22 protein-coding genes and 1 pseudogene are annotated in these 26,338 nt (G+C 73.2%); 14 read left to right on the top strand and 9 right to left on the bottom strand.

The genetic code is table 11. From position 1 onward, the window contains the following. Nucleotides 1–160: 160 nt before the first annotated feature. Nucleotides 161–778 carry a TetR/AcrR family transcriptional regulator gene (locus ABZX65_RS04570; protein ID WP_355334485.1) on the bottom strand — a complete coding sequence of 206 codons (618 nt, stop codon included), beginning with the start codon at nucleotides 776–778 and terminating at the stop codon, nucleotides 161–163. Beyond that, entirely contained in the window at nucleotides 775–2,376 is a 1,602-nt protein-coding gene (locus tag ABZX65_RS04575; RefSeq protein ID WP_355334487.1) for an MFS transporter, read from the bottom strand. The genes ABZX65_RS04570 and ABZX65_RS04575 overlap by 4 nt, the downstream gene beginning before the upstream one ends. A 160-nt stretch (nucleotides 2,377–2,536) precedes the next feature. On the opposite strand from ABZX65_RS04575, the gene panB reads away from it, so the two are divergent. The 5 genes from panB (at nucleotide 2,537) to ABZX65_RS04600 (ending at nucleotide 6,983) form a co-directional block, all read left to right on the top strand. Continuing rightward, nucleotides 2,537–3,460, top strand: coding sequence for a 3-methyl-2-oxobutanoate hydroxymethyltransferase (panB, locus tag ABZX65_RS04580; RefSeq protein ID WP_355334490.1), 924 nt, complete (start codon nucleotides 2,537–2,539; stop codon nucleotides 3,458–3,460). A 207-nt stretch (nucleotides 3,461–3,667) separates the two neighbouring features. After that, the gene (locus ABZX65_RS04585) at nucleotides 3,668–4,294 is read left to right on the top strand and encodes a sigma-70 family RNA polymerase sigma factor (RefSeq protein ID WP_355334493.1); all 627 of its coding nucleotides are present in this window, start codon (nucleotides 3,668–3,670) and stop codon (nucleotides 4,292–4,294) included. Further along, on the top strand, nucleotides 4,291–4,968 hold the full coding sequence (locus ABZX65_RS04590; protein ID WP_355334496.1) for a zf-HC2 domain-containing protein: 678 nt from the start codon (nucleotides 4,291–4,293) through the stop codon (nucleotides 4,966–4,968). Before ABZX65_RS04585 ends, ABZX65_RS04590 begins: the two co-directional genes overlap by 4 nt. A 132-nt stretch (nucleotides 4,969–5,100) precedes the next feature. Further along, nucleotides 5,101–6,153 carry an ATP-binding cassette domain-containing protein gene (locus ABZX65_RS04595; RefSeq protein ID WP_355334499.1) on the top strand — a complete coding sequence of 351 codons (1,053 nt, stop codon included), beginning with the start codon at nucleotides 5,101–5,103 and terminating at the stop codon, nucleotides 6,151–6,153. Further along, the gene (locus ABZX65_RS04600) at nucleotides 6,150–6,983 is read left to right on the top strand and encodes an ABC transporter permease (protein WP_188280623.1); all 834 of its coding nucleotides are present in this window, start codon (nucleotides 6,150–6,152) and stop codon (nucleotides 6,981–6,983) included. The genes ABZX65_RS04595 and ABZX65_RS04600 overlap by 4 nt, the downstream gene beginning before the upstream one ends. A 32-nt stretch (nucleotides 6,984–7,015) precedes the next feature. Here the strand turns inward: ABZX65_RS04600 and ABZX65_RS04605 are convergent, their stop codons facing one another. Continuing rightward, nucleotides 7,016–10,738 (bottom strand): BTAD domain-containing putative transcriptional regulator, encoded by a 3,723-nt coding sequence (locus ABZX65_RS04605; protein WP_355334503.1) that lies wholly within the window; start codon nucleotides 10,736–10,738, stop codon nucleotides 7,016–7,018. Between the two features lie 342 nt (nucleotides 10,739–11,080). Here ABZX65_RS04605 and ABZX65_RS04610 point away from each other — a divergent pair, with 342 nt between their 5' ends. Continuing rightward, nucleotides 11,081–11,872, top strand: coding sequence for a site-2 protease family protein (locus ABZX65_RS04610; RefSeq protein ID WP_355334506.1), 792 nt, complete (start codon nucleotides 11,081–11,083; stop codon nucleotides 11,870–11,872). A 2-nt stretch (nucleotides 11,873–11,874) separates the two neighbouring features. On the opposite strand, the gene ABZX65_RS04615 is transcribed toward ABZX65_RS04610, so the two are convergent. Both ABZX65_RS04615 and npdG read right to left on the bottom strand, forming a co-directional pair. Further along, on the bottom strand, nucleotides 11,875–12,078 hold the full coding sequence (locus tag ABZX65_RS04615) for a hypothetical protein (RefSeq protein WP_355334509.1): 204 nt from the start codon (nucleotides 12,076–12,078) through the stop codon (nucleotides 11,875–11,877). A 169-nt stretch (nucleotides 12,079–12,247) separates the two neighbouring features. Next, nucleotides 12,248–12,961: an NADPH-dependent F420 reductase gene (gene npdG, locus ABZX65_RS04620; protein ID WP_355334512.1), complete on the bottom strand. Its 714-nt coding sequence runs from the start codon at nucleotides 12,959–12,961 to the stop codon at nucleotides 12,248–12,250. Nucleotides 12,962–13,043: 82 nt separating this feature from the next. Between npdG and ABZX65_RS04625 the strand changes: the two are divergent. Continuing rightward, nucleotides 13,044–13,645, top strand: a pseudogene (locus ABZX65_RS04625) (hypothetical protein). Nucleotides 13,646–13,906: 261 nt separating this feature from the next. Next, nucleotides 13,907–15,196, top strand: a complete 1,290-nt coding sequence (locus tag ABZX65_RS04630) for an MFS transporter (RefSeq protein ID WP_355334515.1) — start codon at nucleotides 13,907–13,909, stop codon at nucleotides 15,194–15,196. A gap of 25 nt (nucleotides 15,197–15,221) precedes the next feature. Here the strand turns inward: ABZX65_RS04630 and ABZX65_RS04635 are convergent, their stop codons facing one another. Next, complete coding sequence (locus ABZX65_RS04635) at nucleotides 15,222–15,479, bottom strand: hypothetical protein (RefSeq protein ID WP_355334518.1); 258 nt, start codon at nucleotides 15,477–15,479, stop codon at nucleotides 15,222–15,224. Between the two features lie 81 nt (nucleotides 15,480–15,560). Between ABZX65_RS04635 and map the strand changes: the two genes are divergently transcribed. After that, a complete protein-coding gene (map, locus tag ABZX65_RS04640; RefSeq protein WP_355334521.1) occupies nucleotides 15,561–16,418 on the top strand; it encodes a type I methionyl aminopeptidase in 858 nt (285 codons plus the stop codon). Beyond that, nucleotides 16,415–17,389: a hypothetical protein gene (locus tag ABZX65_RS04645; protein ID WP_355334523.1), complete on the top strand. Its 975-nt coding sequence runs from the start codon at nucleotides 16,415–16,417 to the stop codon at nucleotides 17,387–17,389. Before map ends, ABZX65_RS04645 begins: the two co-directional genes overlap by 4 nt. Before the next feature lie 65 nt (nucleotides 17,390–17,454). Here ABZX65_RS04645 and ABZX65_RS04650 read toward each other — a convergent pair whose 3' ends face one another. Beyond that, nucleotides 17,455–18,195, bottom strand: a complete 741-nt coding sequence (locus ABZX65_RS04650; RefSeq protein ID WP_355334526.1) for a bifunctional DNA primase/polymerase — start codon at nucleotides 18,193–18,195, stop codon at nucleotides 17,455–17,457. Between the two features lie 221 nt (nucleotides 18,196–18,416). On the opposite strand from ABZX65_RS04650, the gene ABZX65_RS04655 reads away from it, so the two are divergent. Continuing rightward, entirely contained in the window at nucleotides 18,417–19,115 is a 699-nt protein-coding gene (locus ABZX65_RS04655) for a biliverdin-producing heme oxygenase (RefSeq protein ID WP_355334737.1), read from the top strand. 154 nt (nucleotides 19,116–19,269) lie between these two features. On the opposite strand, the gene ABZX65_RS04660 is transcribed toward ABZX65_RS04655, so the two are convergent. After that, nucleotides 19,270–20,784, bottom strand: coding sequence for an HtaA domain-containing protein (locus ABZX65_RS04660; RefSeq protein ID WP_355334529.1), 1,515 nt, complete (start codon nucleotides 20,782–20,784; stop codon nucleotides 19,270–19,272). 208 nt (nucleotides 20,785–20,992) lie between these two features. Continuing rightward, nucleotides 20,993–22,483 (bottom strand): HtaA domain-containing protein, encoded by a 1,491-nt coding sequence (locus tag ABZX65_RS04665; RefSeq protein ID WP_355334532.1) that lies wholly within the window; start codon nucleotides 22,481–22,483, stop codon nucleotides 20,993–20,995. Nucleotides 22,484–23,045: 562 nt separating this feature from the next. Here ABZX65_RS04665 and ABZX65_RS04670 point away from each other — a divergent pair. From ABZX65_RS04670 to ABZX65_RS04680, 3 genes are all read left to right on the top strand, one after another. Continuing rightward, nucleotides 23,046–24,080, top strand: a complete 1,035-nt coding sequence (locus tag ABZX65_RS04670) for an ABC transporter substrate-binding protein (RefSeq protein ID WP_355334535.1) — start codon at nucleotides 23,046–23,048, stop codon at nucleotides 24,078–24,080. A 194-nt stretch (nucleotides 24,081–24,274) separates the two neighbouring features. Continuing rightward, the gene (locus tag ABZX65_RS04675) at nucleotides 24,275–25,345 is read left to right on the top strand and encodes an iron ABC transporter permease (protein WP_355334740.1); all 1,071 of its coding nucleotides are present in this window, start codon (nucleotides 24,275–24,277) and stop codon (nucleotides 25,343–25,345) included. Continuing rightward, on the top strand, nucleotides 25,342–26,172 hold the full coding sequence (locus ABZX65_RS04680) for a heme ABC transporter ATP-binding protein (RefSeq protein ID WP_355334538.1): 831 nt from the start codon (nucleotides 25,342–25,344) through the stop codon (nucleotides 26,170–26,172). Before ABZX65_RS04675 ends, ABZX65_RS04680 begins: the two co-directional genes overlap by 4 nt. Nucleotides 26,173–26,338: the final 166 nt, after the last annotated feature.

Genomic DNA, 26,338 nt, shown 5'->3' on the forward strand with positions numbered 1-26,338 from the left:
GGGGATCGTTATGAGAACCGACGGACAGCGGGGTGCGGCGGGTTCCTTCACCCACCGCATCGGCCCCACCTGTGACACGACGGGGACACGGAGGACATATGTGGGGGGCGCGGTGGAGATCCCCCGCGCCCCCGTGTACTCCCGTACGCCCCGCCGCTGGTCAGCCGCGTGGGCGCATCCCGTCGAGCAGCAGATCGACCAGCCGTTCGGTGAGGTCGGGCGACAGTTCGGCGTCCGGCCGGAGCGTGGAGCGCGCCAGCATCGGTCCGGTCACGAAGTCGACCAGCAGCTCGACGTCCCTGCCCAGTTCCGGCCGGATGTCGCCGTCGGCCATGCCGCGCCGCAGCAGTTGGGCCAGCGCCTCACGGCGGGTGGCGATGACCGTGTCGTGGTAGCAGCGCCACAGATCGGGGCTGCTCTGCGCCTCGGTCAGCATCGTCCGCATCAGCGCGGACTCCCGCTTGGCCACACCGCGCCGCCGTATCGACTCGACCGCGACGATCAGATCGTCACGGAAGGACGTGCCGGGCAGTTCGGGCAGCGGGTGGGAGTCGACCGTGGCGAGCACGTCGATCAGCAGCGCCTCCTTGCCCGGCCAGCGGCGGTAGACCGTGGCCTTGCCGACCCCGGCCTCCCGCGCGATGCCCTCCATGGACAGCTCGGACAGCGAGGTGCCCTCGGCGATCAGCCGCAGCACGGTCTCGATGACCGCGCCGTCGACGGCCGCGGAGCGCGGGCGACCGCGCCGCGCGGCCGACGTACTGGGAGGGTCGATCACTGCTCGGCACCCACCTTCTCCGGCTCCGCCGCGGCGTCGGGCGCCTGTCCGACCCGCTCCTTGGCGGGCAGGAAGACCAGGGTGACGACGGCGCCGACCAGGGCGACCGCGGCCGAGCACGCGGCGGTGATGTGCATGGCGTGGATGAAGGCGTCGTTCGCGGGCTGGATCAGCGACTGGCCCTTGGGGCCGAGCTTCTCCGCGATCCCGATGGTGGCCTGGATGGACTCCCCCGCCGAGTGCCGCGCGCCGGCGGGCAGGACGTCGAGGTGGTCGTCGATGCCGTTGCGGTAGACGGTGGACAGCACCGAGCCGAGGACCGCGACGCCGATCGCCCCGCCGACCTGCCGGAAAGTGTTGTTGACCGCGGACCCGGAGCCCGCCTTCTCGCGCGGCAGCGACGACATGATCATGACGGTGGCGGGCGGCATGACGTGCGCCATCGCCGTACCCATCAGGAAGAACAGCACTTCCAGCACCCAGATCGGCGTGGACTGGCCGAGCAGCAGGAAGCCGAGGAAGGAGATCGCGGTGAGGGTCAGGCCCGCGGTGCACACCGCGCGCGCCCCGAAGCGGTCGACCACCAGCCGGGCGCGCGGCGCGAAGACCATCTGCGCGGCGGCCAGCGGGAGCAGCAGCAGACCGGTCTTGAGCGGGCTGTAGCCGCGCACGGTCTGGGTGTAGAAGACGATGAAGAAGGTGACGCCCATCAGGGCGAAGAAGACCAGGCCGATGGCCGCGACGGAGGCGGAGAAGCGGCGGTCCTTGAAGTAGGTGACGTCGAAGGCCGGGTGGTCGCTGCGCTTCTCGAACAGCACGAAGGCGCCGAGGACGACGAGGCCGCCGACGATCGTGGCCCACACCTCGGGCTTGGTGAAGTCGCCGAACTGGCCGCCCTTGATGATGCCGTAGATCAGCAGGACCAGGCCGACGATGGAGAGCACCACACCGACCGGGTCGAGGCGGCCGGGGCGCGGGTCGCGCGAGTCGGGCACCAGGATGAACATGGCGACGATCGCGGCGATCACGATCGGCACGTTGATCAGGAAGACCGAGCCCCACCAGAAGTGTTCGAGCAGCGCACCGCCGGTGATCGGGCCGATGGCGATGGCGAGGCCGACCACGCCGGTCCAGATGCCGATCGCCTTGGGCTGCTCCTTGCGCTCGAAGACGTTCATGATGATCGCCAGGGTGGCGGGCATGATGAAGGCGCCGCCGAGGCCCATCACCGCGCGGTAGCCGATCAGTTCGCCCGCGGAGCCGGAGAACGCGGACAGCGCGGAGCCGGCGCCGAACACGACCATGCCGAAGAGCAGGACCTTCTTGCGGCCGAGGCGGTCGCCGAGCAGGCCGGCGGTGAACAGCAGGCCCGCGAAGACCAGGGTGTAGGAGTTGATCGCCCATTCGAGCTGGCTCTGCGAGGCGCCGAGGCCGGTGGGTGAGGGCTGGGCGATGGTCTTCATCGCCACGTTGAGGATCGAGTTGTCCAGCACCACCACGAGGAGGCTGAACAGCAGCACGGTGAGAATCGCCCAGCGGCGGCGGTGGATCGCCTCCGGCACGTGGGACGGCGGGGCGGTTATCGAGTTGTCGGCCATGGAGGTCAGCCTAAGGTCTTATTCGATACGATCCCGTCTCGTATCGTAAAGGGGCGGCAAAAACGTGCCCCCTCTTTCCGGACCGGGCGAGCCGTGCCAGCATGGAAGGGATCCGGGGACGCCGTCAGGGCGCCTCGAGATGACTGAAGGAGCCGTCACCATGACGCAGCTTTCGGCTGCCCGCGCGCAGGGCCGTGACTCCCAGGCCGGCCAGGGCACGACCGCGACCGGCACGCCCGGCGCCCAGCCCGCCGACCACCCCAAGGCGCTCTACGGGGGCACCGGCACCCGTCGTATCACCGTCCGCGACCTGGCCCTGGCCAAGGAGCGCGGCGAGAAGTGGCCCATGCTCACCGCCTACGACGCGATGACCGCGTCGGTCTTCGACGAGGCCGGTATCCCGGTCATGCTGGTCGGCGACTCGATGGGCAACTGTCACCTCGGCTACGAGACCACCGTCCCGGTCACCATGGACGAGATGACGATCCTGGCCTCCGCCGTCGTACGCGGCACCAGCCGCGCGCTGATCGTCGGCGACCTGACCTTCGGCGCGTACCAGGAAGGTCCCGTGCAGGCCCTGCGCAGCGCCACCCGGCTGATCAAGGAGGCCGGGGTCGGCGCGGTCAAGCTGGAGGGCGGCGAGCGCTCCCTGGCCCAGACCGAGGCGATCGTCCGGGCCGGTATCCCGGTCATGGCGCACCTGGGCCTGACCCCGCAGTCCGTGAACACCATGGGCTACCGCGTGCAGGGCCGCGGTGACGAGGCCGCCCACCGGCTCGTCCAGGACGCCAAGGCCGCGCAGGAGGCCGGCGCCTTCGCCGTCGTCCTCGAACTCGTCCCCGCCGAGGTGGCGGCCGAGGTCACCCGCTCGCTCCAGATCCCCACCATCGGCATCGGGGCGGGCCCCGACACCGACGCCCAGGTGCTGGTCTGGACCGACATGGCCGGGCTCACCGGCGGCAAGGTGCCGCGCTTCACCAAGCAGTACGCCGATCTGCGCCGCGTGCTCGGCGACGCCGCCAAGTCCTTCGCCGAGGACGTCGTGGGCGGCGCCTTCCCCGCCGAGGAGCACACCTTCCACTGATCCCCTTCCCCTGATCCCGCGCCCGTCAGCGCAGGGCGGCGCCCCGGTTCTGCCGGGTGCGCCGCCCTTCTCGTTTCCGTCCGAAAACTTGCCCGCGTTCTTGCCCGCGTTCCCGTCCGGAACGGTTTTGTCCGGAACGGCCTGAGTCATCCGGGCCCGGCGTCCGTATACGGGGAGGGGAGCGGCGCGGAACGGGAGGAGGTCGGCATGGGTCCCGGCACGGGCGAACTCGACCCACGGCAGCGGGTACGGCAGGATGCCGCCGTGGACGGACCACCTCCCGGCGCCCCCGGGCCGCCGGAACCGCCGGAACCGCCGGTGTCGGCTCCGGAGGAGGAGCTGATGCGGGCGCTGTACCGCGAGCACGCGGGCGCGCTCTACGCCTATGTGCTGCGGCTCGTCGCGGGCGACCGGTTCCTGGCCGAGGACGTGGTGCAGGAGACGCTGCTGCGGGCCTGGAAGAGCGCGGCCAAGCTCGACCCGGCGGCCCGTTCACTGCGGCCCTGGCTGGTGACGGTGGCCCGGCGGATCGTGATCGACGGCCACCGCAGCCGCGGCTCCCGGCCGCCGGAGACCTCGCCCGCCGCGCTCGACCTGCTCCCCGCCAGGGACGAGCTGGAACGGTCGCTGCGGCTGATGACCATCTCCGACGCCCTGCGGGACCTGTCGGACGCGCACCGCGAGGTGCTGGTCGAGACATACTTCCGCGGCCGTACGGTCAACGAGGCGGCGGACGAACTGGGACTGCCGCAGGGCACCGTACGGTCGCGGGTGTTCTACGCGCTGCGAGCCCTGCGGAACGCGCTGGAGGAGAGAGGGGTGACCACTTCATGACACCGCACGTCGATGTGGGCGCCTATCTGCTCGGGGCGCTGGACGAAGCGGAGATGACCCGCTTCGAGGAGCACCTGGCCGAGTGCGAGAGCTGCGGCCGGGAGCTGGACGAGCTGAGCGGGCTGCTGCCGGTGCTCCACGAGATGCGCGAGGACGGCGTCGCCTTCGCGCACCCGCCCGGCGGTGACGCGATGCTCGGGCGGCTGCTGGACCAGGTGGCGCGCGAGCGCGGGGCGCGCAAGCGGCGGCGGCTGGCCGCGGTGGCCGCCGTGGCGGTGCTGGTGGTCGGCGGACCGCTGGTCGCGGTGCTGGCCACCGACGACGGCGGCGGGCGCCCGGCCGCCGGGGCCTTCGCGTCCGACCAGCGCTCCGCGACCAACCCGGAGACCGGCGTCAGGGCGACCGTCGGCATCGCGGACAAGGGCTGGGGCAGCGTGGTGGACCTGCGGCTGACGGGCGTGCGCGGCCCGCAGACGTGCCGCCTGGTCGCGGTCGCGCTGGACGGCAACGGCCAGACGGTGGCCACCTGGGCGGTGCCGGAGACCGGTTACGGCACGGACGCCCAGCCGCGACCGCTGACCGTGCACGGCGCCGCAGGACTGCACAAGGACTCGATCAGCCGCTTCGAGATCCGGGCGGCGGACGGAACACTGCTGGTCAGCGTGCCGCTCTAGCATTACCGACCGATCGGTGACCGGTCGGTGACCGGTCGCTGACAGGTCGCTGACACGCCACCGATACGGTCGGTCCCCGGCTGTCGGCGCGATGTCGGCGCGGTGTCAGCGGCGCCCGCCATTGTTGTCGGCATGACGAAGCGACTGACTGACGGCGGCGGGCACTCCGCCGTAGAGGTACGGGGTCTGGTCAAGCACTACGGTGAGACCAAGGCCCTCGACGGGGTGGATCTCGATGTCCGCCAGGGCACCGTACTCGGCGTGCTCGGCCCGAACGGAGCGGGCAAGACCACCCTGGTGCGCGTGCTGTCCACGCTGGTCCAGCCCGACGCGGGCTCGGCGTGGGTCGCCGGATACGACGTGCTCAAGCAGCCCCGGCAGCTCCGCCGGGTGATCGGCCTGACCGGCCAGTACGCCTCGGTGGACGAGAAGCTGTCCGGCCGGGAGAACCTGTACATGATCGGGCGGCTGCTCGACCTGTCCGGCAAGGACGCCAAGGCCCGCGCCAACGAGCTGCTGGAGCGCTTCTCGCTCACCGAGGCCGCCAAGCGCCCGGCCCAGGAGTACTCGGGCGGCATGCGCCGCCGCCTCGACCTGGCGGCCAGCATGATCGGCAACCCGGCGGTGCTCTACCTGGACGAGCCGACCACCGGCCTGGACCCCCGCACCCGTAACGAGGTGTGGGCCGAGGTCCAGCGGATGGTCTCCGAGGGCGCGACCGTCCTGCTCACCACCCAGTACATGGAGGAGGCCGAGCAGCTCGCCAACGAGCTGACGGTCATCGACCGCGGCCGGGTGATCGCCAACGGCCGGGTGGAGGAGCTGAAGGCGAAGGTCGGCGGGCGCACCCTGGTGATCCGGCCGAGCGAGCCCTCGATGGTGGCGGCGATGGCCGAGGCGATCTCCGGCGCCGGACTCGACGGGGTGGCGGGCGCCACCGCCGACCGCGAGGACGGCGTGGTGAGCGTGCCGATCCTCAGCGACGAGCAACTGACCGCCGTGGTCGGCCTGCTGGGCACCCGCGGTTTCTCCATCGCGCACATCGGCACCCACCTGCCCAGCCTGGACGAGGTCTTCCTCGCCATCACCGGCAAGAAGTCCGACGACGGCGCGGGCCAGCCCGACGCCCGGCCGGACGAGGACACCCGGATCGACGACAAGAACGAAGTGGAGGTCGCGGCATGAGCGCGGCTACGGCGACGGTCACCGCGCCCGCGAAGGCAGCGGCCACCGGTGAGGGACGGATCGGCCTGCGGGCCAACCTCCGGCACATCGGCGCGCTCGCGCGCCGCAACATGCTCCAGATCAAGCAGGACCCGGAGTCGATGTTCGACGCGGTCCTGATGCCCGTCATCTTCACCCTGCTGTTCGTGTACGTCTTCGGCGGCGCGGTGGCGGGCAAGGGCAACCAGCAGGAGTACGTGAACTACGTGATCCCCGGCCTGATGGCCATGATGGGCATGAACATCTCCATGGCCGTCGGCAGCGGGGTCAACGACGACTTCCGCAAGGGGGTCATGGACCGCTTCCGCACGATGCCGATCGCGCGGTCCTCGGTGCTCATCGCGAAGATCGTCGTCGAGATGGGCCGGATGATGATCGCCATCGCGATCCTGCTGGGCATGGGCTTCGCGCTCGGCCTGTCCATCCACACCGATGTCCTGCACCTGTTCGGGGCCATCGCCCTGTCGGCGGTGTTCGGCGCCTCCCTGATGTGGATCTTCATCCTGCTGGGCCTGGCCATGAAGACGCCCCAGGCGGTCCAGGGCGTCGCCATGCTGGTGCTGATGCCCCTTCAGTTCGGCAGCTCGATCTTCGCGCCGCCGACCACCATGCCCGGCTGGCTGGAGGGCTTCACCAAGGTCAACCCGCTGTCCAACCTGGCCGACGCGGCCCGCGGGCTGATCAACGGCGGCTCGGTCACCCACCCGGTGCTGATCACGCTGGCCTGGTCGGTCGGCATCACCGCGGTGACGATGCCGCTGGCGGTGGCGCGCTTCCGCAAGAAGACCTGACCCGGCCGCCGGGCACCCGGTACCGGTTCGCGTCAGTCCACGTCACGCATGAGAGCGACGGCCTCCTCCAGGGTGAGGCCGTCGCTCTCCGCGTGCGCGGCCTCGTACCCGGCGTCGGTGAGCAACTCCCGCAGCCGGCCCTCCGCCTGCTCCATGTCCTGCCGCTCGGCCGGGGCCATCACGGACGGCCGCAGGCGGCCGTTGGCGTTGAGCAGCGCCACCGCGCGGCGCGCCCTGCGCACCGCGCGCTCCTGTTCGGCGCCGTCCGCGGTGGCGAGCATCGTCAGCAGATCCACCACCCCGGGCGAGAGCATGATCGCCAGCCGCGGGGTGATGACGGTGGCCAGCGGGTGGCGGCTGAGCTCCGCGACACCGTCGTCGATCAGCCGCAGCCCGGTCTCCGGGTCGCCGGCCCGGCCGATCAGGGAGCCGCGCATGGCGTGCAGCAGCCCCTTGATGAAGCCGGGCACACCGTTGGCGTGGCGGACCGTCGCGTCGAGGGCGTCGTCGATCAGCTCCAGCGCCTCGTCGAACCTGCCGCGGCGGCTGAGCACCTGGGCGAGCAGCACCCGGCCGAAGAAGCCTGCGCCCTCGCTGGCCGCCGCGTACTTGTCGGCGTCCGCGACCCCCTCGCGCAGCAGCCGCTCGCCCTCGTCCTCCTCGCCCGAGTGGAACAGCGCCTCGCCCATCCGGACGGTGAGCACCGGTACGTGCTGGTGGGAGCCGATCTTGCGGGCCAGCGCGATGCCCTCGCGGCAGCATTGCGCGGCGCGCGCCCACTCACCGCCGTTGGAGGCCGCCTCCGCCTCGGCGGACAGCGTCTCCGCGGTGCCCCACTCGTCACCGAGCCGCTGGAAGAGCCCGCGGCTCTCCGCGATGTCGGCCAGCGCGTCGGCGAGCCGTTCACTGATGTCGTTGTTGATCTTCGCGCGCAGTTGCAGCGCGAAGGCCAGCTCCCACTGCCGCCCGTGGACGCGGCAGCTCTCCACGGTCTCGTCCATCAGCGGGCCGAGCCGGGAGAAGTCGCCGGAGAAGAAGGCGCCGTAGGGCCGCAGGATGCCGGGGAAGCGGGCGGACTGCGGCAGATGCGGCGGGTAGGTCTCTATCAGCGCGCGGCCGATACGGGCCAGCTTCGGGTGCTCCCACCAGTCGGTCTCGCCCTGCATGGACGCCATGTCCTCGATCCGCACCCAGCGCCTGGCCTCCAGCAGCCGCTCGCCCTCCAGCGGCGGCGGATCGTCCAGCGGACCGCGGTCCAGCGGTTCGAGGGCGGGCGGCGTCTCGAACGGATCGGGACCCATCGCGGCCACCGCCGCGGGCCAATGGCGGCGCTCCGACTGGTAGTTGCGGACCTCCCAGAACCAACAGCAGCTCAGCACCAGCAGCAGCGCGTCCTGCTCGTCGCCGGTCTCCACCGCCCGGCGCAGCGCGGCCCGCAGATTCTCGTGCTCGCGCTCCAGCCGTTCCAGCCATACGAGTTGGCCCACGCCCTCCTCGCCCGCGCCCCGGTGCTGACCGCGCCCCGCGCCGCGCAGCATCGGGTCGGCGGTGCGCACGTACTCCCTGAAGTACGTGAGGTGCCGCCGCTCGACGGCCGCGCGCTCGCCGGACTCCTCCAGGCGCTCGGTCGCGTACTCCGAGATCGTCTCCAGCATCCGGTGGCGTACGCCGTCGTCGGTGAGGTCGGCCAGCACGAGGGACTTGTCGACCAGGGAGGCGAGCAGCGCCGCGGCGTCGAGGGCGTCGATGCGGACGCCCTCGCGGGCGCCGTCCGCCGCTTTCGCCGGGCCGGCTTCGTCGGGGCCGGTCCCTTCGGGCTCCGGGCAGATCGCCTCGACGGCCTCCAGGGTCCAGCCGCCGCGGAAGACGGCCAGGCGGCGGAGCAGGACGCGTTCGGCCGGCTCCAGCAGGTCCCAGCTCCAGTCCACGACGGCGCGCAGCGTCTGCTGGCGGGGCAGCAGCGTACGGCTGCCGCCGGTCAGGAGGCGGAAGCGGTCGTCGAGGCGGTCGGCGAGCTGGCGCGGCGAGAGGCTGCGCAGCCGGGCCGCGGCCAGCTCGATGGCCAGCGGCAGCCCGTCCAGGCGGCGGCACAGCTCGGCGCAGGCCACCGGGTCCTCGTCCACCGAGAAGCCGGGCCTGGCCGCCACGCCCCGGTCGGCGAGCAGCCGCAGCGCCGTCGGGTCCGGCAGCGGGTCCAGCGGCCGTACCAACTCGCCCGGCACGCCCAGGGGTTCGCGGCTGGTGGCGAGCACCGAGACGCCCGGGCAGTGCGCGAGGAGCTGTTCGGTCAGGGTCGCGGCGGCGCCGATCACGTGCTCGCAGTTGTCCAGCACCAGCAGCAGCTCGCGGCTCGCGCAGTAGTCGGTGAGCTGCCGGGCCGGGTCCTTGGTCTTGGTCTCGACGGACAGCGCGGCCTCGGTGGCGCTGCCGGAGTGCAGCAGCGTCTCGCGCAGCCCCAGCGAGCTGATCACCGCCTCGGGCACCGTCCGCGGATCGCTGACCGGCGCCAGTTCGACGTACCAGACGCCGTCCTTCCAACGGGGCGCCACCAGGTCACCGGCCTCCTGCGACAGCCGCGTCTTGCCCGTGCCGCCGGGTCCGGTGAGCGTGACGAGCCGGGCGCGCGACAGGTCGCCGCGCACCGCGGCCAGGTCGGCCTCGCGGCCGACGAAGCTGGTCAGCCGCGCGCGGGCGTTCCCCGGTACGGGCCGGGCCCCGCCCGCAACGGCCGCGCCCCGATGCCCGGACGCACCGCCGTCAGCCGCCTCGCCCGCGGCGGCGCCCATGACGGCCTCGCCGGGGCCGAAGTCGGCCGGGCCGCCCTGCCCGTGTCCGCCGGAAGCGGGTCCGGTCCGGTGGTCCCGGCCGTCCTGTCCGTGATCGCCCGGGCGTGGGCCGGGGGCCGCGGTCGGGCCGCGGGTGTCGGATCCGGGGGTGGGCGTTCGGGTGCCGCGGGCGCGGCTCTGCGCCCTTCCGGCCGCGGAACCGCCCGGGCCGGGCGGATTCCCCCCGACCGGACGGTCACCCGGCAGCGGCGGGGGGTTCAGCAGTTCCGCGTGCAGGGCGCGCAGTTCGGGGCTGGGGTCGGCGCCGAGCTGGTCGGCGAGGTCACGGCGGACCGACTCGTACGCGGCCAGGGCGTCCGCGGTACGGCCCGCGGCGCGCAGGGCGCGGATGTGGAGGGCGCGCAGCGGCTCGTCCAGGGGGTGCGCGGCGGCCAACTCCGCCAGCTCGGGGAGGATCGGACCTGCCCTGCCGAGGGCCAGTTCCGCGGTGAGCCGCTGCCGCTGGGCGTCCCGGCGCAGCGCCTCGCTGCGGACGGCGGCCGTGTCCCGGTCGGGCAGGTCCGCGAGCGCGGCCCCGCGCCACAGCGCGAGCGCGTCGCCGAGCAGCCCGGCGGCCTTGACCGGGTCGCCGTCGGCCAGCGCCCGCGCCCCCTCGTCGGCCAGCCGCTCGAACCGGTAGAGATCCACGTCCTCGGGCGCCGCCTCCAGCCGGTAGCCGCCGTCGACCGAGCCGACCGCGTCATGGCCGATGGCCCGGCGCAGCCGACCGATCAGCGCTTGCAGCGCGCCGGTCGCCCCGGCGGGCGGGTCGCCGTCCCACACCTCGTCGATGAGCGCGTCCGCGCCGATCACCCGGCCGGGCCGCAGTGCGAGCGCTGTCAGCAGCGCGCGCAGCCGACCGCCCGCCAGTGCGGCGGGCGTGCCGTCGTCGCGCAGAGCCTGGGTGGTGCCGAGAATCGCGTATCGCACGGCCCCATTGTTACGGAGCCCGCACGGTCACCGCGCCCCGGTCGGCCCCGGTCCGCCCGCGGCGGCGAGGGCGTACGGTCCACGCGGGGGCGGAGGCGTGGCGTCCGCTCGCGCGCCTCCGTACAGCGGTGGCCCGGCGTGACGCGGCGTTGGAACCTGGTCACGCCGCCGGACGTTTCCCGGGCATGGCCTGTGTCGTTTCCGTCCCGGATGGCATGATCGGGCGGCTGCCTCAGTCCGCGTCCGTCCCCACCACCGTCGGTCCCCCACCGTCGGGCCGCCGGGCCCGCGCACGACCTCCCGTAGCCTCAGCGCCCCACCGCCCACGCCAGGAGCCCGTCCATGAGCGTCACATCGATCCGCAGGGCCGACCGTCGCGGCGACAGCGACCGGAGGATCAGCCCGATCTTCCTCGCCATCGTCGCGGTGATGGCCGTGTCCGGCTGGGCGGTGTGGAGCCAGTTCGCCTCCGACCACGGCTTCGCGGTCTTCCTGTTCGTCGTGTCCGGCTGGGTCGTCTCCCTATGTCTGCACGAATACGCGCACGCCCGCAGCGCCCTGCACAGCGGTGACATCTCCATCGGCGCGAAGGGCTATCTGACCCTCAACCCGCTGAAGTACACGCACGCGCTGCTGTCCATCGTGCTGCCGGTGGTCTTCGTGATCCTGGGCGGCATCGGCCTGCCCGGCGGGGCCGTCTTCATCGAGCGCGGCCGCATCCAGGGGCGCTGGCGGCACAGCCTCATCTCGGCGGCGGGCCCGCTGGTCAACGTCGCCTTCGCGGTGCTGCTGATGCTGCCGTTCGCGCTCGGCGCGCTGGACTCCTGGCCGACCGAGTTCCTGTGCGCGCTCGCCTTCCTGGCGATGCTCCAGGTGACCGCCGCGATCCTGAACCTGCTGCCGGTCCCGGGCCTGGACGGCTACGGCATCATCGAGCCGTGGCTCTCGCCCGCCGCCCGCCGCCAGTTCGAGCCCTTCTCACAGTTCGGCCTGCTGGCGGTCTTCGGTGTGCTGTGGATTCCGGCGGTGAACGTGAAGTTCTTCCACGCCATCGACACCGTGATGGGCTGGCTGCACGTGCCGCGCGACTACGTGGACTACGGCTACACGCTGTTCCAGTTCTGGCGGAAGTGACGTCAGCTCTGCGGCTGGCCCGTCGCGTCGGCGGCAGCGGCGGCGTCCATCTTCGCCTTGCGGAAGTAGTACCAGCACATGTTGCTGGTCAGCCCGGCGAGCAGCACCCACACGATGCCCAGGAAGCTGCCGTGCGCGAAGGACACCACCGCGGCGGCGACGGCGAGCAGGCACGCGATGAGGGCGTAGAGGGCGAGGCGGGGCATGGGGTGCGGCTCCTGTCCGGGCGGACGCGTACGGTCGTCCGCCATTGTCCCCCATGCCCCGGACCGCTCGGGACGGGCTCGTACGTCTCGGACGTACGGCTCGCGTGGCCGGCCCGGGTGGCCGGCCCGGCTACGGCTCGGATGCGGCGCGGCTACGGCTCGATGCGGCTCAGACGTCGGTGAGGCGCAGGCCCGCGTGGGCCTTGTAACGGCGGTTGACCGAGATGAGGTTGGCGACCAGCGACTCGACCTGGTGGGCGTTGCGCAGCCGGCCCGCGAAGACACCGCGCATACCGGGGATACGGGCGGCGAGCGCCTGGACGATGTCGGTGTCGGCGCGGGCCTCGCCGAGGACCATCACATCGGTGTCGATCTCCGCGATCTCCGGGTCCTGGAGCAGCACCGCCGACAGGTGGTGGAAGGCGGCGGTGACCCGCGAGTCCGGGAGCAGGGCGGCGGCCTGCTGGGCGGCGCTGCCCTCGTCGGGCTTGAGGGCGTACGCGCCCTGCTTGTCGAAACCGAGCGGGTTGACGCAGTCCACGACGAGCTTGCCCGCCAGTTCCTCGCGCAGTGACTCCAGGGTCTTGGCGTGGCCGTCCCACGGCACCGCGACGATCACGATGTCGCTGCGGCGGGCGCACTCCGCGTTGTCCGCGCCCTCGACGCCGAGGCCGAGTTCGGCGGCGGCGGTCTGCGCGCGCTCGGCGTTGCGGGAGCCGATGACGACCTTCTGGCCCGACCTGGCCAGCCGGTAGGCGAGCCCGCGGCCCTGGTCACCGGTGCCGCCGAGCACTCCCACCACCAGGCCCGACACGTCGGGCAGCTCCCAGGGGTCCTTGGCCGGTGCCTTGGCCGGGGTCTTCACGTCCTCAGGGGTAGTCATACCGGCGATCCTGCCAGGTGCGGGCGGTGTTCGACGGCGTTCGGTGGCGCGGATCACTCCGGGGGCGGAAGGATGCCGTGCCATGGACGCCGTACGGGTCGCGCTGCTGCGCGAAGTGCTCGCCGGAACGGAGTGGCCGCGCGCCGCCCGCGCCTTCGGCGGGACGCTCAGAACCGCGGTCCAGCGCGGGCCGGGACCGCTGTTGCTCGTCGGCACCGACGCGTACGAGCCGTGGCATCTCGCCGCGCACCTCGACGACGAGGCCGCCTGGAGCGGGGTGCCCGAACTCTCCCCCACGCTCCTGCGGTTCCGCGTGCCGCCGGGCGCGCCGCCGCATCTCGCCGTCGGTCTGCGGCGGCTGGCCGCCGCCGGGCGCGGCGAGACCGTGCTGCTCGTCGCCCCCGACCGGCCGGGGGCCGGCATCCTCGAACGCGTCCACGACGCCAGGCGCTCCGGCGCCACCGTCCTCGCCCTGTCCGCTTCCGCGGAGGGTCACCCTTTCGACGGCGTCGCCCACGACGTCCTGAGCCTGCCCTCGCCCGACGCGCCCGCGCTCTCCCTCGACGTCCTCCAGCACCTTGTCAGCTCCGCTGCGGGTGAGGCCACGGCCCCTCGCCGCCCCCTTTCCGCGACCCCCTCTCCCGCCTGGCCGACCACCTCTCCACCCCACCTCCCCGCTGGTAACCCCCACCCCGTTCACAAGCCCTCCCGCACCTCACCACCGGCCGGTGGTGAGGTGCGGCCCGCGCTCCCGCACGTCACCACCCGCCCCAGCGGGGCGATTCGGTTGTCGCCGGACCACCGGCCCGGTGGGGGGCGGGTCGGGCGGGGGGAAAAAGGCTTTGCGGGGGGAGGCCGGGCCGGGGAGCATCGCCCTACGTGACAGTGACCGTGACCGATGACCCCCCACCCCCGCGGAAGCGGAAGAGGGCGTTGCTCCCCGACATGACGCCGTGGCGCACCTCGGCGGACTTCCGGCGAATGTGGCTGGCGGGAGCCATCACGACGTTCGGAAGCTTCCTGACGTTCGTGGCCCTGCCGGTGCAGATCAAGGAGCTGACGGGCTCGGCCGTCGCGGTGGGAGCGATCGGCGCGGTGGAGCTGGTGCCGCTGATCGTGTTCGGGCTGTACGGCGGGGCGCTCGCGGACGCGATGGACCGGAAGCTGCTGATCAACGCGACCGAGGCGGCGCAGGGCCTGCTGGCGTTGGGGCTGCTGGTCAACACGGTGGTGCCGCACCCGGTGGTGTGGCCGCTGTACGTGGTGGCGGCGCTGTCGAGCGCGCTGACGGGACTCCAGCGGCCCGCCCTGGACGCGATCGTGCCCAGGATCGTCCGGCGCGACCAACTCGCCGCCGCTGCGGCGCTCAACGCGCTGCGCTGGCAGGTCGGGGCCATCGCGGGCCCGTCCGTCGCGGGCCTGGTGATCGCGTACGCGGGCCTTTCGTGGGCGTACGCGGCCGACGCGGCGACCTTCGCGCTCTCCGTCGCGCTCGGCCTGGGCCTGAGCCGTTCACCGGCCGCGCACGACGCGAAACCGCCGTCGCTGCGCTCGATCGCGGAGGGCGCGCGCTACGCGTGGAGCCGCAAGGAACTCCTCGGCACGTACGCGATCGACCTGGCGGCGATGTTCTTCGCGTACCCGGCGGCGATCTTCCCGTTCCTCGCGGACGACCTGCACGCGCCGTGGTCGCTGGGCCTGATGTACGCGGCCGGGTCGGTCGGCTCCCTGGCGGTCAGCCTGACCAGCGGCTGGACCACCCGGATCCACCGGCACGGCCGGATGGTCGTGTACGCGGCCGTGGGCTGGGGCCTGGCCATGGCCGCGGCGGGCTGGACGGGCCGGATCTGGCTCGTACTGCTGTGCCTGGCGGCGGCGGGCGGCTGCGACATGATCAGCGGCGTCGGCCGCTCCACGATGTGGAATCAGACGATCCCCGACGAGCTGCGCGGACGCCTGGCGGGGATCGAGCTGCTGTCGTACTCGGTCGGCCCGCAGCTCGGTCAGCTCCGCAGCGGCGGCGTGGCCGCCCTCACCACCGCCCGTACCTCCGTCTGGACCGGCGGTGTCGCGTGCGCGGCGGCGGTCGTCGCCCTGGCCGCCGCTCTCCCGAAGCTGATGTCGTACGACGCGCGGCAGCACCCGGCGGCGGCGGAGACGGAGAGCGGGACGGAGAGCGGAGCGGAAGGCGGCACGGAAAGCGGTACGGAAACGGCACCCGCGACCGCGTCCTGACGACCGGCCCCGCCCGACTGCTCCGTCAGGAGCCCCCCGGCCTGTCGTTCCCGGCGTCCTGGCCGTCACCGTCGGCGGTGTCGTGCCACTTCGGGTCGGTGTCCCACTGGAGATTGCGCTCCGCGGCGGTGTCCATCGCCCGCTGCGCCTCCTCGCGGGTGGAGTAGGGGCCGAAGCGGTCCTTGGCGGGGCATTCGGGCCCCTCCTCGACCTTGTGGTGCTCGATGCAGTAGAACCATTCGCCGGGCTTTCCGGCCGGCTTCTTCGCCCTGAACAGCGCCATGATCGTCTCCTGTGGTCGGGGGTGCCGCGGGTGGCCGCCTGCGGCCATGTTCCCCGATCGGGCGCGGATACACTCGTCGGCATGTCTGGTCAGTCGCTGCTCGTTCCCGGCAAGCTCTCCCCCACCCGGCACGTGCCGGCCTCGATCCCGCGCCCCGAGTACGTGGGCAGGCCGGGGCCGGCGCCGTACACCGGGCCCGAGGTGCAGGACGCGGAGACGGTCGAGAAGATGCGGACCGCCTCGCGGATCGCGGCGCGCGCGATGGAGGAGGCCGCGAAGGCCATCGCCCCGGGGGTGACGACCGACGAGCTGGACCGGATCGCGCACGCGTACATGGTGGACCATCAGGCGTACCCCTCTGACCTGGGCTACCGCGGCTTCCCCAAGTCGCTGTGCACGTCGGTGAACGAGGTGATCTGCCACGGCATCCCGGACTCGACGGTGCTGCGCGACGGCGACATCGTGAACCTGGACGTGACCGCGTTCATCCACGGGGTGCACGGGGACTGCAACGCCACGTACTTCGTGGGCGACGTCGCCGAGGAGTCGCGGCTGCTGGTGGAGCGCACACGGGAGTCGCTCGACCGGGCGATCAAGGCGGTACGTCCCGGGCGGCAGATCAATGTGATCGGCCGGGTCATCGAGTCGTACGCGAAGCGCTTCGGGTACGGCGTGGTGCGGGACTTCACCGGGCACGGCATCCACACCGCGTTCCACTCGGGGCTGATCATCCCGCACTACGACGACCCGCGGGCGACGACGGTGATGCGGCCCGGCATGACGTTCACCATCGAGCCGATGCTGACGCTGGGCACACACGAGTACGACATGTGGGACGACGGCTGGACCGTGGTCACCAAGGACCGCAAGCGCACCGCCCAGTTCGAGCACACGCTGGTGGTCACGGCGGACGGCGCGGAGGTGCTGACCCTGCCATGAACCGTCGGAGCCTGTGTCTGGCGGCGGCGGCGACCGCGCTGGCGGTGCCGTTGGCCGGTTGTGTCACCGTGCACGGTGAGCGCGCGGACATCGCGTCGGTACGGCCCGCGGAGGCGGCCGAGGTGCTGGCGAATTTCGCGAAGGTCAACAACGCGGCGACGAAGGCGTACGACGAGTCGCTGGTCGCCGAGATCGAGTCGGGCGCGCTGGGCGCCATCGACGAGGCGGGGGTGCGGGCCAAGCACGCCAACCACCCCGAGGGCAACGCGTCGTTCACGCCGCTGGCCTTCTCCGACTCACGCTTCCTGGTGCCGAGGCAGCGCGGCTGGCCGAAGTTCTTCGTGGCGGACACCGCGACCAACCGCGGCGGCGACTCGCGGTGGCTGCTGGTCTTCCGCCGGTTCACCGCGGGCGACCCGTGGAAGGCGTCCTTCCTTGCCGTCATGGCACCGGACGCGCTGCCCGCCCTCGCCACCGACAAGGACGGTCTGGTCGAGGCGTTGCCGGCCGCGGGCACCGATCTGCTCGTGCAGCCGGGCCGGTTGAGCACGGCGTACACCTCGTATCTCCAACAGGCTCCCGCCGCACCGGCGTTCGCCGACGGTCCGGCGACCTCCGAGCTGCTGGCCGGGCGCGACAAGAACCGGCGTACGGCCAACTCCGTGACGCAGTACGCCGATCAGCCCGCCGAGGGCGGCGACTTCACCCCGGTCGCGCTGCGTACCAGGTCCGGCGGCGCGCTCGTGCTGTTCGCCAGTCGCCATCAGACCCGCGCCACGTACCGCGAGGGCTACCAGCTCAGCATCGACCAGGACACCAAGGCCCTGATGACCGGCACCCCCCGCACCTCCGTCACCCTCTCCCGCATGTCCCAGCAGGCCGCCACGGTCCCCGCCCGCAGCGCGGGACCGGACGCGAAAACGGCCGTCCTCAGCCGCCTGGCGGGCCTGGTCTCGGCGACGGGCGCGTAGGGACTCAGCGGGAACGGGCTCTGCGGGGACGGGCCTCAGCGGGAACGGGCTCAGCGGGGACGGGCTCAGCGCGTGCGGGCGACCGGTTCCGGCTCGGGTTCGTAGGCGAACTGGGCGCAGGCGTCGGTGAGGATGTCGAGGACGGGGAGCGGGTCGGGCAGCGGGAGGTCGGGGCCGAGGTCGGGGAGCCAGACGACCGTGCCGCCGGACGGCAGCCGGGCCGGGGGCAGCAGCACATAGCTGCCGCGGCAGTGCCAGCGGATGCCCGGGTGCTCGTCGGCGGTCTCCGGGTTGCAGTCGAGGGCGCAGGGCCACCACTCGTCCTCGTCGGCGGGGGTGCCGCGGGTGGCGGTGAAGAACAGCATCCGGTCCTCGCCCTGGAGGGCGACCGGGCCGATGGTGGCGCCGTCGGCGGTCAGCCGTTCCAGCGCGACGCGGCCCGCTTCCGCGGGGACGTCGAGGACGTCGTGGTTGAGCCCGGTGGCGGTGATGAAGTTGGCGAGCGGCTGGCCGCTGAGCCACTGGGCGACCCGCTGCGGGTCGGTGCTCGCCTGGGTCTGCCACGCCTGCGAGACGGGGTGCACACCGGGGATGTGACAGCCGATCCGGTCGCACGAACAGCCGAAGCCCTCGGGGTGCACGGCCGGTGCGACGGGATACGAGGCGGCGACGGCCGCCTGGATCAGCTCGTCACGGCGCAGGTCGTCGGCGGCAGCGGCGGCTGCCGCCCTGGCCGCCCGGCTGTTGCCCGAAGCGCTCTCCGTACGGCGGCGCAACCAGTCGGACACCCTGCTCTTGCCTGCCATCGGGCTCCTTTCCTCGCCACTCCCGTCCCGCGGACCACGGTACGCGGACGGTGGAGCACATCCTCCCTCTTGCCAGGAATGAACACCCACCCGGGGTGGAAGTGTTCCCGTGGCGGCCGTTTCCGACATCATGTCGGCAACCTATTGACTTAGGTAAGCCTAAGTTGGGAGGATCGAGGTCGGCGCACAGCCTTGACCAGGAGGTTCCTTTGACCACGTCGATTCCGTCGGCCACTTCGGACACGTCGGCCACTCCGGACGCACCGTCCGCCGCATCCCCGTTCTCCGCCGTGATCCGCGCCGCGACCCGGGCTCAGCACCAGGAGGCGCACGACTCGACCTTCATGGACGACCTGCTCGGCGGGCGGCTCGGCGTGGACGCGTACGCGCGCTACACCGAGCAGCTCTGGTTCGTGTACCGGGCGCTGGAGGAGGGCGCGCACCTGCTGGCCGACGACTCGGTGGCCGCGCCCTTCACCCGCACCGAGCTGCTGCGCGTCGCCTCCCTCGAACAGGACCTCGACCACCTGCTCGGCGAGGGCTGGAAGGACCGCGCGAGCGCGCTGCCCGCCACCGCCCGGTACGCGGCCCGGGTGGCCGAGGTCGCCCGCGAGTGGCCCGCCGGTTATGTCGCGCACCACTACACCCGCTACCTCGGCGACCTCTCCGGCGGCCAGGTCGTCCGCGGTGTCGCGGAGAAGACCTGGGGCTTCGCCCGCAAGGGCGACGGTGTCCGCTTCTACGTCTTCGAGGGCATCGACAACCCGGCCGCCTTCAAGCGCGAGTACCGCGAACTGCTGGACGGCCTCGCGGTCGACGACCTGGAGAAGCAGCGGGTGGTCGAGGAGTGCAGGACCGCCTTCGCGCTGAACATCGCGGTCTTCCGAGAGCTGGGGGACGCCTTCCCGCTCTCCGCGTGAGGGCGCGCTGTCCGTACGACCCCCGCGAAGCCGGGCGGCCCACCTGAACTCACGGTGGGCCGCCCGGCTTTCGGCTGTGCCTGAGGTCTTCGCGGCGGACGGTGCCGCGTCAGACGGTGTTGCGTCAGGCGTCTTCGCGTCGGACGGTGTTGCGTCAGACGGTGTTGCGGCGGCGGGCCACGGTGACGGTCGCGGCGGCGCCGGTCACCACCAGGGCGCCCGCGGCGGCGAGCAGCGCGGCGGACGGGGTGCCGGAGCCGGTGGAGGCCAGCTCGCCGTCGGTGGTGAAGTCGTTGCCGGTGCCGCCGACCGTGCTGCCGGAACCGCCGGTCGTACCGCCGCTGGTGGAGCCGCCGGTCGTACCGCCGTCGGAGGAACCGCCCGACGAACCGGCCGACGGGCTCGGCGAACCGGTCGGCAGGGTGGCGCTGTCGTCCAGCGAGACGGCGACCGTCACCGGGTCGAGCGCGTCGCCCGCCTTGTAGAAGCCGCTGAACGCCTTCGCGCCGTCCTCGGTGAGCACGGCGGAGGCGCCGGAGACCGTGACGACGTCGCCGTCGGCGGTCGGCGCGACACCGCTCAGGGTGGCCACGGCGATGCCCTTGTAGTCGGTGACCTTGCCCGAGGCCATGTCCTTGGCCGACACGTCGGCGGTGAGGGTGCCGGTGGCACCCTTGGTGGCCACCGCGAAGTTGCCGAACTTCAGGTCGAGCGCGTACGTGCCCTGCTGGAGGTGGCCGAGGAAGCGGACGCCGCCGGAGAAGGAGGCGTTGAGGGTCTTGGTGTCGGCGTCGTAGGTGCCGGCGCCCTTGGGGAAGCGGTAGCCGGAGGCGGTGCCGGTGGCGCCGTCGGTGAGCTCCACCTTGCCGTCGGCGATCGGTCCTGTGACGTAGGAGCGGAAGGACTGCTTGACGCCCCAGTCGAGGTTGCCGTCCACGACGGCGGCGGGCCCGCCGGGCGCGGTCGTGGTGGGCGTGGCGGTCGGCTCGCCCGTGGGCTCGCCGGTCGGCGGGTTGGTGGTCGGCGGGTTGGTGGTCGGCGTCGTCGTCGGGGCGGCGCCCGGAGTGACGGACAGGTCCGCGGCGTCCAGCGCCGTACCGGGCTGGTACATGCCGTTGAAGGCGCTCGACCCGTCGGCGGTCAGCGTGGCCGGGATGCCGTTGAAGGTCATCGCGCCGCCCGCGCCGCCGCCGGGCCTGACGTTCGACAGGTCGAGCGTGGCGAATTCCACGTCGTTCGACGTGCTGCCCGCGGCGGTCACGTCGGCGGTGATCTTGCCCGTGGTGCCGACGGTGACGACCTTGAGGTCGGCCAGCTTGATGTCGAAGCCGTGCAGCGTGGACGCGAACTCGACGCTGCCGTCGAAGCCGACGGTCACGCCGTGCGTCGACGTGTCGTACGAGCCTTGGCCGTTGGTGAAGTGGAAGGTGCCGTTGGAGTTGGCGGTCGCGCCGTCCGCGGTGGTGATGGTGCCCCCCGCGGGGCCGGTCACGTACGAGCGGAACGACTGCTTGACGCCCCAGTCGAAGGTGCCGCCGGTGAGCGGTACGGCCGGGGACGACGGCGAGTCGGCGGCGGCGAACGCCGGGACCAGCAGGGCGGTGGCCGCCCCCGCGGTGGCGGTGGCTATGGCCAGGGCGAGCGCGCGGGAGCTGAGGCGGGCGGTCATGGGGTGGTGTGCTCCTTGTGTTCCTCGGAAGGTGGTGCTCGGTGCGGTGGTGCCCGGTGCGGGCATGCGGCCGTACGGAGGGCGTACGGACCCTGCGGCCGCACGCTGCATGCGGCCGTACGCGTCCTGCGGTGCTGCGGTTCGAGCGGGTGGTGCGAGGTGCGGGGGGAGGTGACGCGCCGTCAGCCGACGTCTGGGTGACGCGCCGTCAGCCGCCTTCTTCGGTACGGCGTTTGCGCCGTACGACGGCGAAGACGACCGCCGCCGCGGCGAGGACCGCGGCCGACCCGCCGGCCAGCAGGCCGACCGGCGCGCCGTCGTGCGAGCTGTCCGCGGCGGACTCGGTGCGCGGCGCGGCGGGTGCGGTGCTCGGCGCCGGGGACGCCGCCGGGGTGGCGGACGCCGTGGGGTCGGAGCCGATGTCGGGCAGCGCGGGCAGGGCCGCCGCCTTGTCGAGGGCGACGGAGAGGGTGAGCGGGTCCATCGAAGTACCCGCGGTGTAGAGGCCGTTGAACGCCTTGGCGCCCTGCGCCGTCAGCGTGGTCGGGACCTCGGTCAGGGAGATCAGGCCGTTCTTCGGCGCGAGCGCGGCGGGCGCGGTGAAGGTGATGAACGGCTCGCCGTCCGCGTACAGCGTGCCCTTGCCGTCGGTGACCGTGACGCGGACCGCGCTGATCGACAGGTCGAGCCCGTACGTGCCGTCCGCCGCCTTCATCCCGACGAAGCGCACCGTCCCGCCGAACCGGGCGTCCAGCGAGTGGTGCGAGGCGTCGTACGTGCCGCGGCCCGCGCCGAAGCGGAACAGGGCGCCGCCGTCCCGCGCGCCGTCGGCCACCGTCCAGCGGCCCTTGGCGATGTCGCCGGTCACGTACTCGCGGAAGGTGCGGCGTACGCCCCAGTCGGCGGCGGCGTCAACGACCGTGCCGGGCACGGCCGTCGAGGTGGCGGTCGGCTTCCCCGACGCCTTGTCGCTCGCGCCGCCGGTCGGGGTCCGCGGCGGGGCGGTGGTCGGCGAGGCGGGCGCGCGCAGGTCGACCGAGAGGCTGACCGGGTCCAGCGGGGTGCCGGTGGTGTAGTAGCCCGCGAAGGCGCGGGCGCCCTGCGAGGTGAGGGTGGCCGGGATGCCGCTGAGGGTGATCTGCGGCCCGGTGACCCCGCGGGTGTTGACGCCGCCGACGGCGAGCGAGGCGAGCGGCACCTGGGCGGTGGTGGTGACCCGACCGGTGTTCTTGTCCTTGCTGCGCATGTCGGCGTAGAGCGTGCCGTGGCCGCCGGAGATCTTGACGGTGGGACGGCTGATGGTGAGGTCGAGCTGATAGGCGCCGCTGGCCTGCCGGTGCCCCAGGAAGTGGACGCCGCCCGCGAAGGCGGCGGTCAGCGCGCCGCTGCCCGGATCGTACGAGCCCCGCGCCGAAGGGAAGCGGAACTGGTTGCTGCCGAAGGTGCCCGCGCCGCCGGTCATCGCCCAACTGCCTTTCGCGATGGGCCCGGTGACATAGCTCTGGAACGACGCCTTGATTCCCCAGTCCAGCCGTCCCCCGGCGACCGTACGGCTCGTCGCGGCGTCCGCCCTTGACGCGGGCAGCACCGCGGTCAGCGCGGTCAGCGCGACCGCGCCGAGCAGCGCGGTGCTCACGGCCGTGAGCGAGACGGCCCGGCCGCCGGTACGGCGCACGCGGGCATGACGGAACAACGGCATGGACCCCTCCAGGACTGGCAAACTCAGGTAAGGCTAACCTAAGCTAATCACCGACCGGCGGGGAACCCTCCCGCGACGTCGCCGAACGCGCTGGCGCGCGGGCACAGCGGCATCACGACATGACGGCACCACGGCAAGGGACGGGTTGGCAGTGCGAACAGGTTCCGAACGACGTCCCGACCGAGCGGATGCCGAGCCGCATGCCGCGGGCTTCCCGACGACGGGCTCGCAGGCCGGGCGCTCCCTGGGCGCCCCGGACGCCGACACTCCGCAACGCGGGCATGCCCAGGCCGACTTGGGCGACCGCACCGCGCCGGAACCCACCCGCCCACCGGCCGCCGGTCCACAGCCGACAGCCGTCCGAGCCGCCCCGGACCTCGCCGCGTCACCAACCCCGCCTTCGTCCCCCGCCCGTTCACAGCCGACCGCCGTCCGGGCCGCCCCGGACCTCGCCGCGTCACCAACCCCGCGTTCGTACCCCGCCCGTTCACAGCCGACCAGCCTCCAGGCCGCCCCGGAAGCCGGCGGCTCGGGGCGCGGTCGCTCGCGGCGCCGCGCTTCCGTGCGGCGGAACGCGTGCGCCGCGCGGGGCGTGGCGTTCTCGCTGCTCGGCGGGCTGCTGGCACTCGCGCTCACCGCGTGCGGCGGCTCGGCGGGGAAGGCGGGGCCGTCCGCGAGCGGTACGGGGGCGACGTCGAGCGCGGGAGCGGACGCCGACCGGATCGAACCGCTGGCCGGTGCGGCGCCCGTGCCCGTACTGCCCGCCACCGTCACCTCGGCGGACGGCCGGAAGGTCACCGTCACCGCCGCCGACCGGATCGTGCCGCTCACCGGCGGGCTGTCCGAGATCGTCTTCACGCTGGGCCTCGGCAAGAACGTCGTCGCGCGCGACATCACGGCGACCTTCGCGCAGGCGGCGAAGCTGCCGGTGGTGACCCGCGCCCACGACGTCTCCGCCGAGGGCGTCCTGTCCCTGCACCCCACCCTCGTCCTCGCCGAGGACACCACGGGCCCGGCCGAGGCGATCCGCCAGATCCGCGACGCGGGCGTCCCGCTCGTCGTCGTCAAGACGGCGACCTCGCTCGACGACGTGGGCCCGCGGATCGACGCCGTGGCCGCCGCGCTCGGTGTGAAGGCAGCGGGTGACACGCTGCGCGCGCGTACGGCGCAACGGATCGACGCCGTCCGCGCGACGATTCCGAGCACGTCCGACAAGCCGCGCGTCGCCTTCCTCTACCTGCGCGGCACCGCGTCGGTCTACCTGATCGGCGGGCGCGGCTCCGGCGCCGACTCCCTCATCGCGGCGGCGGGCGGCGTCGACGCCGGGACTGCCTCCGGCCTCGACAAGGACTTCACCCCCATCACCAGCGAGGCCCTGGTGAAGGCCGCGCCCGACGTCATCCTCGTCATGACCAAGGGGCTCGACTCCGTCGGCGGGGTCAGCGGCCTCGAAAAGGTCCCGGGCGTCGCCCAGACCCCCGCCGGTCTCGACCACCGTGTCGTCGCCATCGACGACGGCACCCTCCTCAACTTCGGCCCCCGCACCGACTCCGTCCTGCGCCGGCTCACCACCGGCATCCACCAAAAGGCCCGGTGACCCGGCCCATGACGACCACGGCCTCCCCGAACGAGGAACACACCGCGCCCGCCGGGACGGACGACGACACCCGGCCGACCACGACTGCGGCTCCCGCTCGGGACGCCGGCCCAGGAACCCCGGACTCCGTACCGGCGCACGATGACGCGGCGCATACGCACACGGGGCCCAAGGAAGCGAGCGGGCCCGGGGGGATCGCGGACGACGGGCCGCGGCCGACCGGCCGTCAGGCCAACCGGCGTGGCCGGGCGACCGTGTTGATCGGGGTGCTGGCCGCGGGGCTGGTCGTGCTGAGCGTCGTGTCGGCCGGGATCGGGGCGTACGGGATTCCGGCGGGGGACGTGCTGGCGTCGGTGGCGCACCGCTGCGGCCTCGGGGGCCACCGGCTGGACCGGGTGGCGGAGTCGGTGCTGTGGGACGTACGGCTGCCGCGCATCGTGCTGGCGCTGCTGGTCGGCGGCTCGCTGGGGTGCGCGGGGGCGCTGATGCAGGGCGTGTTCGGGAATCCGCTGGCCGAGCCGGGGGTGATCGGGATCTCGTCCGGCGCCGCGGTGGGCGCCGTCGGGTCGATCGCGCTCGGCCTGACCTTCGCGGGCACCTGGTCGGTGACGGTGTGCGCCTTCGTCGCCGGGCTGCTGACCGTCCTTCTCGTGTACGGCCTGTCCCGGTCCGGCGGCCGGACGGAGGTCGTCACCCTCGTCCTCACCGGCATCGCGGTGAACGCCTTCGCGGGCGCCCTCATCGGCCTGTTCGTCTTCTTCGCGGACAACTCGCAGCTCACCCAGATCACCTTCTGGCAGCTCGGTTCGCTGGCCCAGGCGAGCTGGCCGAAAGTGCTCGCGGTGCTGCCCTGCGCGCTGGCGGGTCTCGCCGTGGCGCCGTTCTTCTCCCGCCGCCTGGACCTGCTGGCGCTCGGCGAACGCCAGGCCAAGCACCTCGGCGTGGACGTCGAACGGATGCGGATCGCGGTGATCCTGATCGTGGCGCTGCTGACGGCGGCGGCCGTCGCGGTCGCGGGGATCGTCGCCTTCGTCGGGCTCGTCGTGCCGCATCTGCTGCGGATGGCCGCGGGGCCGGGACACCGTTTCCTGGTGCCGGGCAGCGCCCTCGGCGGCGCGCTCGTCCTGGTCGCCGCCGACCTCGCCGCCCGTACGCTCGCCTCGCCCGCGGAGCTGCCGCTGGGCGTGCTGACCGCCCTCGTCGGCAGCCCCTTCTTCTTCTGGCTGCTGCGCAGGACCCGCGGCCGGCAGGGGGGTTGGGCATGAGGCCGCTCGCGGTACGACGCCGGGCCCGTACGTCCCTCCCGCCGCCGCCCGCCCCCGGCGACGTCCTGGCCGAGGCCCACGACCTGGTCGTACGGCTCGGCGGGCGCCCCGTGCTCGACGGGGTCGGCGTCGCCGTCCACGCGGGCGAAGTGCTCGCCCTGGTCGGGCCCAACGGCGCGGGCAAGTCCACGCTGCTGGGGGCGCTGGCCGGTGACGTGCCCGCCGACTCCGGGGAGGTGCGGGTCGGCGGCGCGCCCCTCGGCCGCTGGACCGCCCGGCAGCTCGCCCTGCGCCGGGCCGTGCTCCCGCAGTCCTCGCCGCTCGCCTTCCCCTTCACCGCCGACGAGGTCGTACGCATGGGGCGCGCGCCGTGGGCCGGGACCGTCCTCGCCCACGAGGACGAGGCCGCGGTGGCGGCGGCCATGCGTGCCACCGAGGTCACGGGCTTCGCCGAGCGGGCCTATCCCGCGCTCTCGGGCGGCGAGCGGGCCCGCGTCGCGCTCGCGCGAGTGCTCGCCCAACGCGCGCCGCTGCTGCTGCTCGACGAGCCGACCGCCGCCCTTGACCTTCACCACCAGGAGCTCGTCCTGCGCGTCTGCCGCGAGCAGGCCGCTCTCGGGCGCGGGGTCGTCGTCGTCCTCCACGACCTCGGTCTCGCCGCCGCCCATGCCGACCGCGTCGCCGTCCTGTCCTCCGGCCGCGTCACCGCCAACGGTTCGCCTGCGGCGGTGCTCACCGCCGAACGGCTCTCCGCCGTCTACCGCCACCCCGTCGAAGTCCTCCCCCACCCCCGCAGCGGCACCCCCCTGATCCTCCCCCTCCGCTGACCCCCCACCCACCGGGCCCGGTGGTCCGGAGACAACCGAACTGCCCCACCGGGGCCGGTGGTGACCCGCAGGAGCGTCATGGCTGAGCACGCAGTTCCCCGCGCCCCTGAAAAGACCGGCGCGCCGCCCGAAGCGAAGGAACCGTACGGGGGAAAGGGGGGAACCC

Origin of the sequence: Streptomyces sp. NPDC003300, assembly GCF_040610915.1 — a bacterium.
Taxonomy (GTDB): domain Bacteria; phylum Actinomycetota; class Actinomycetes; order Streptomycetales; family Streptomycetaceae; genus Actinacidiphila.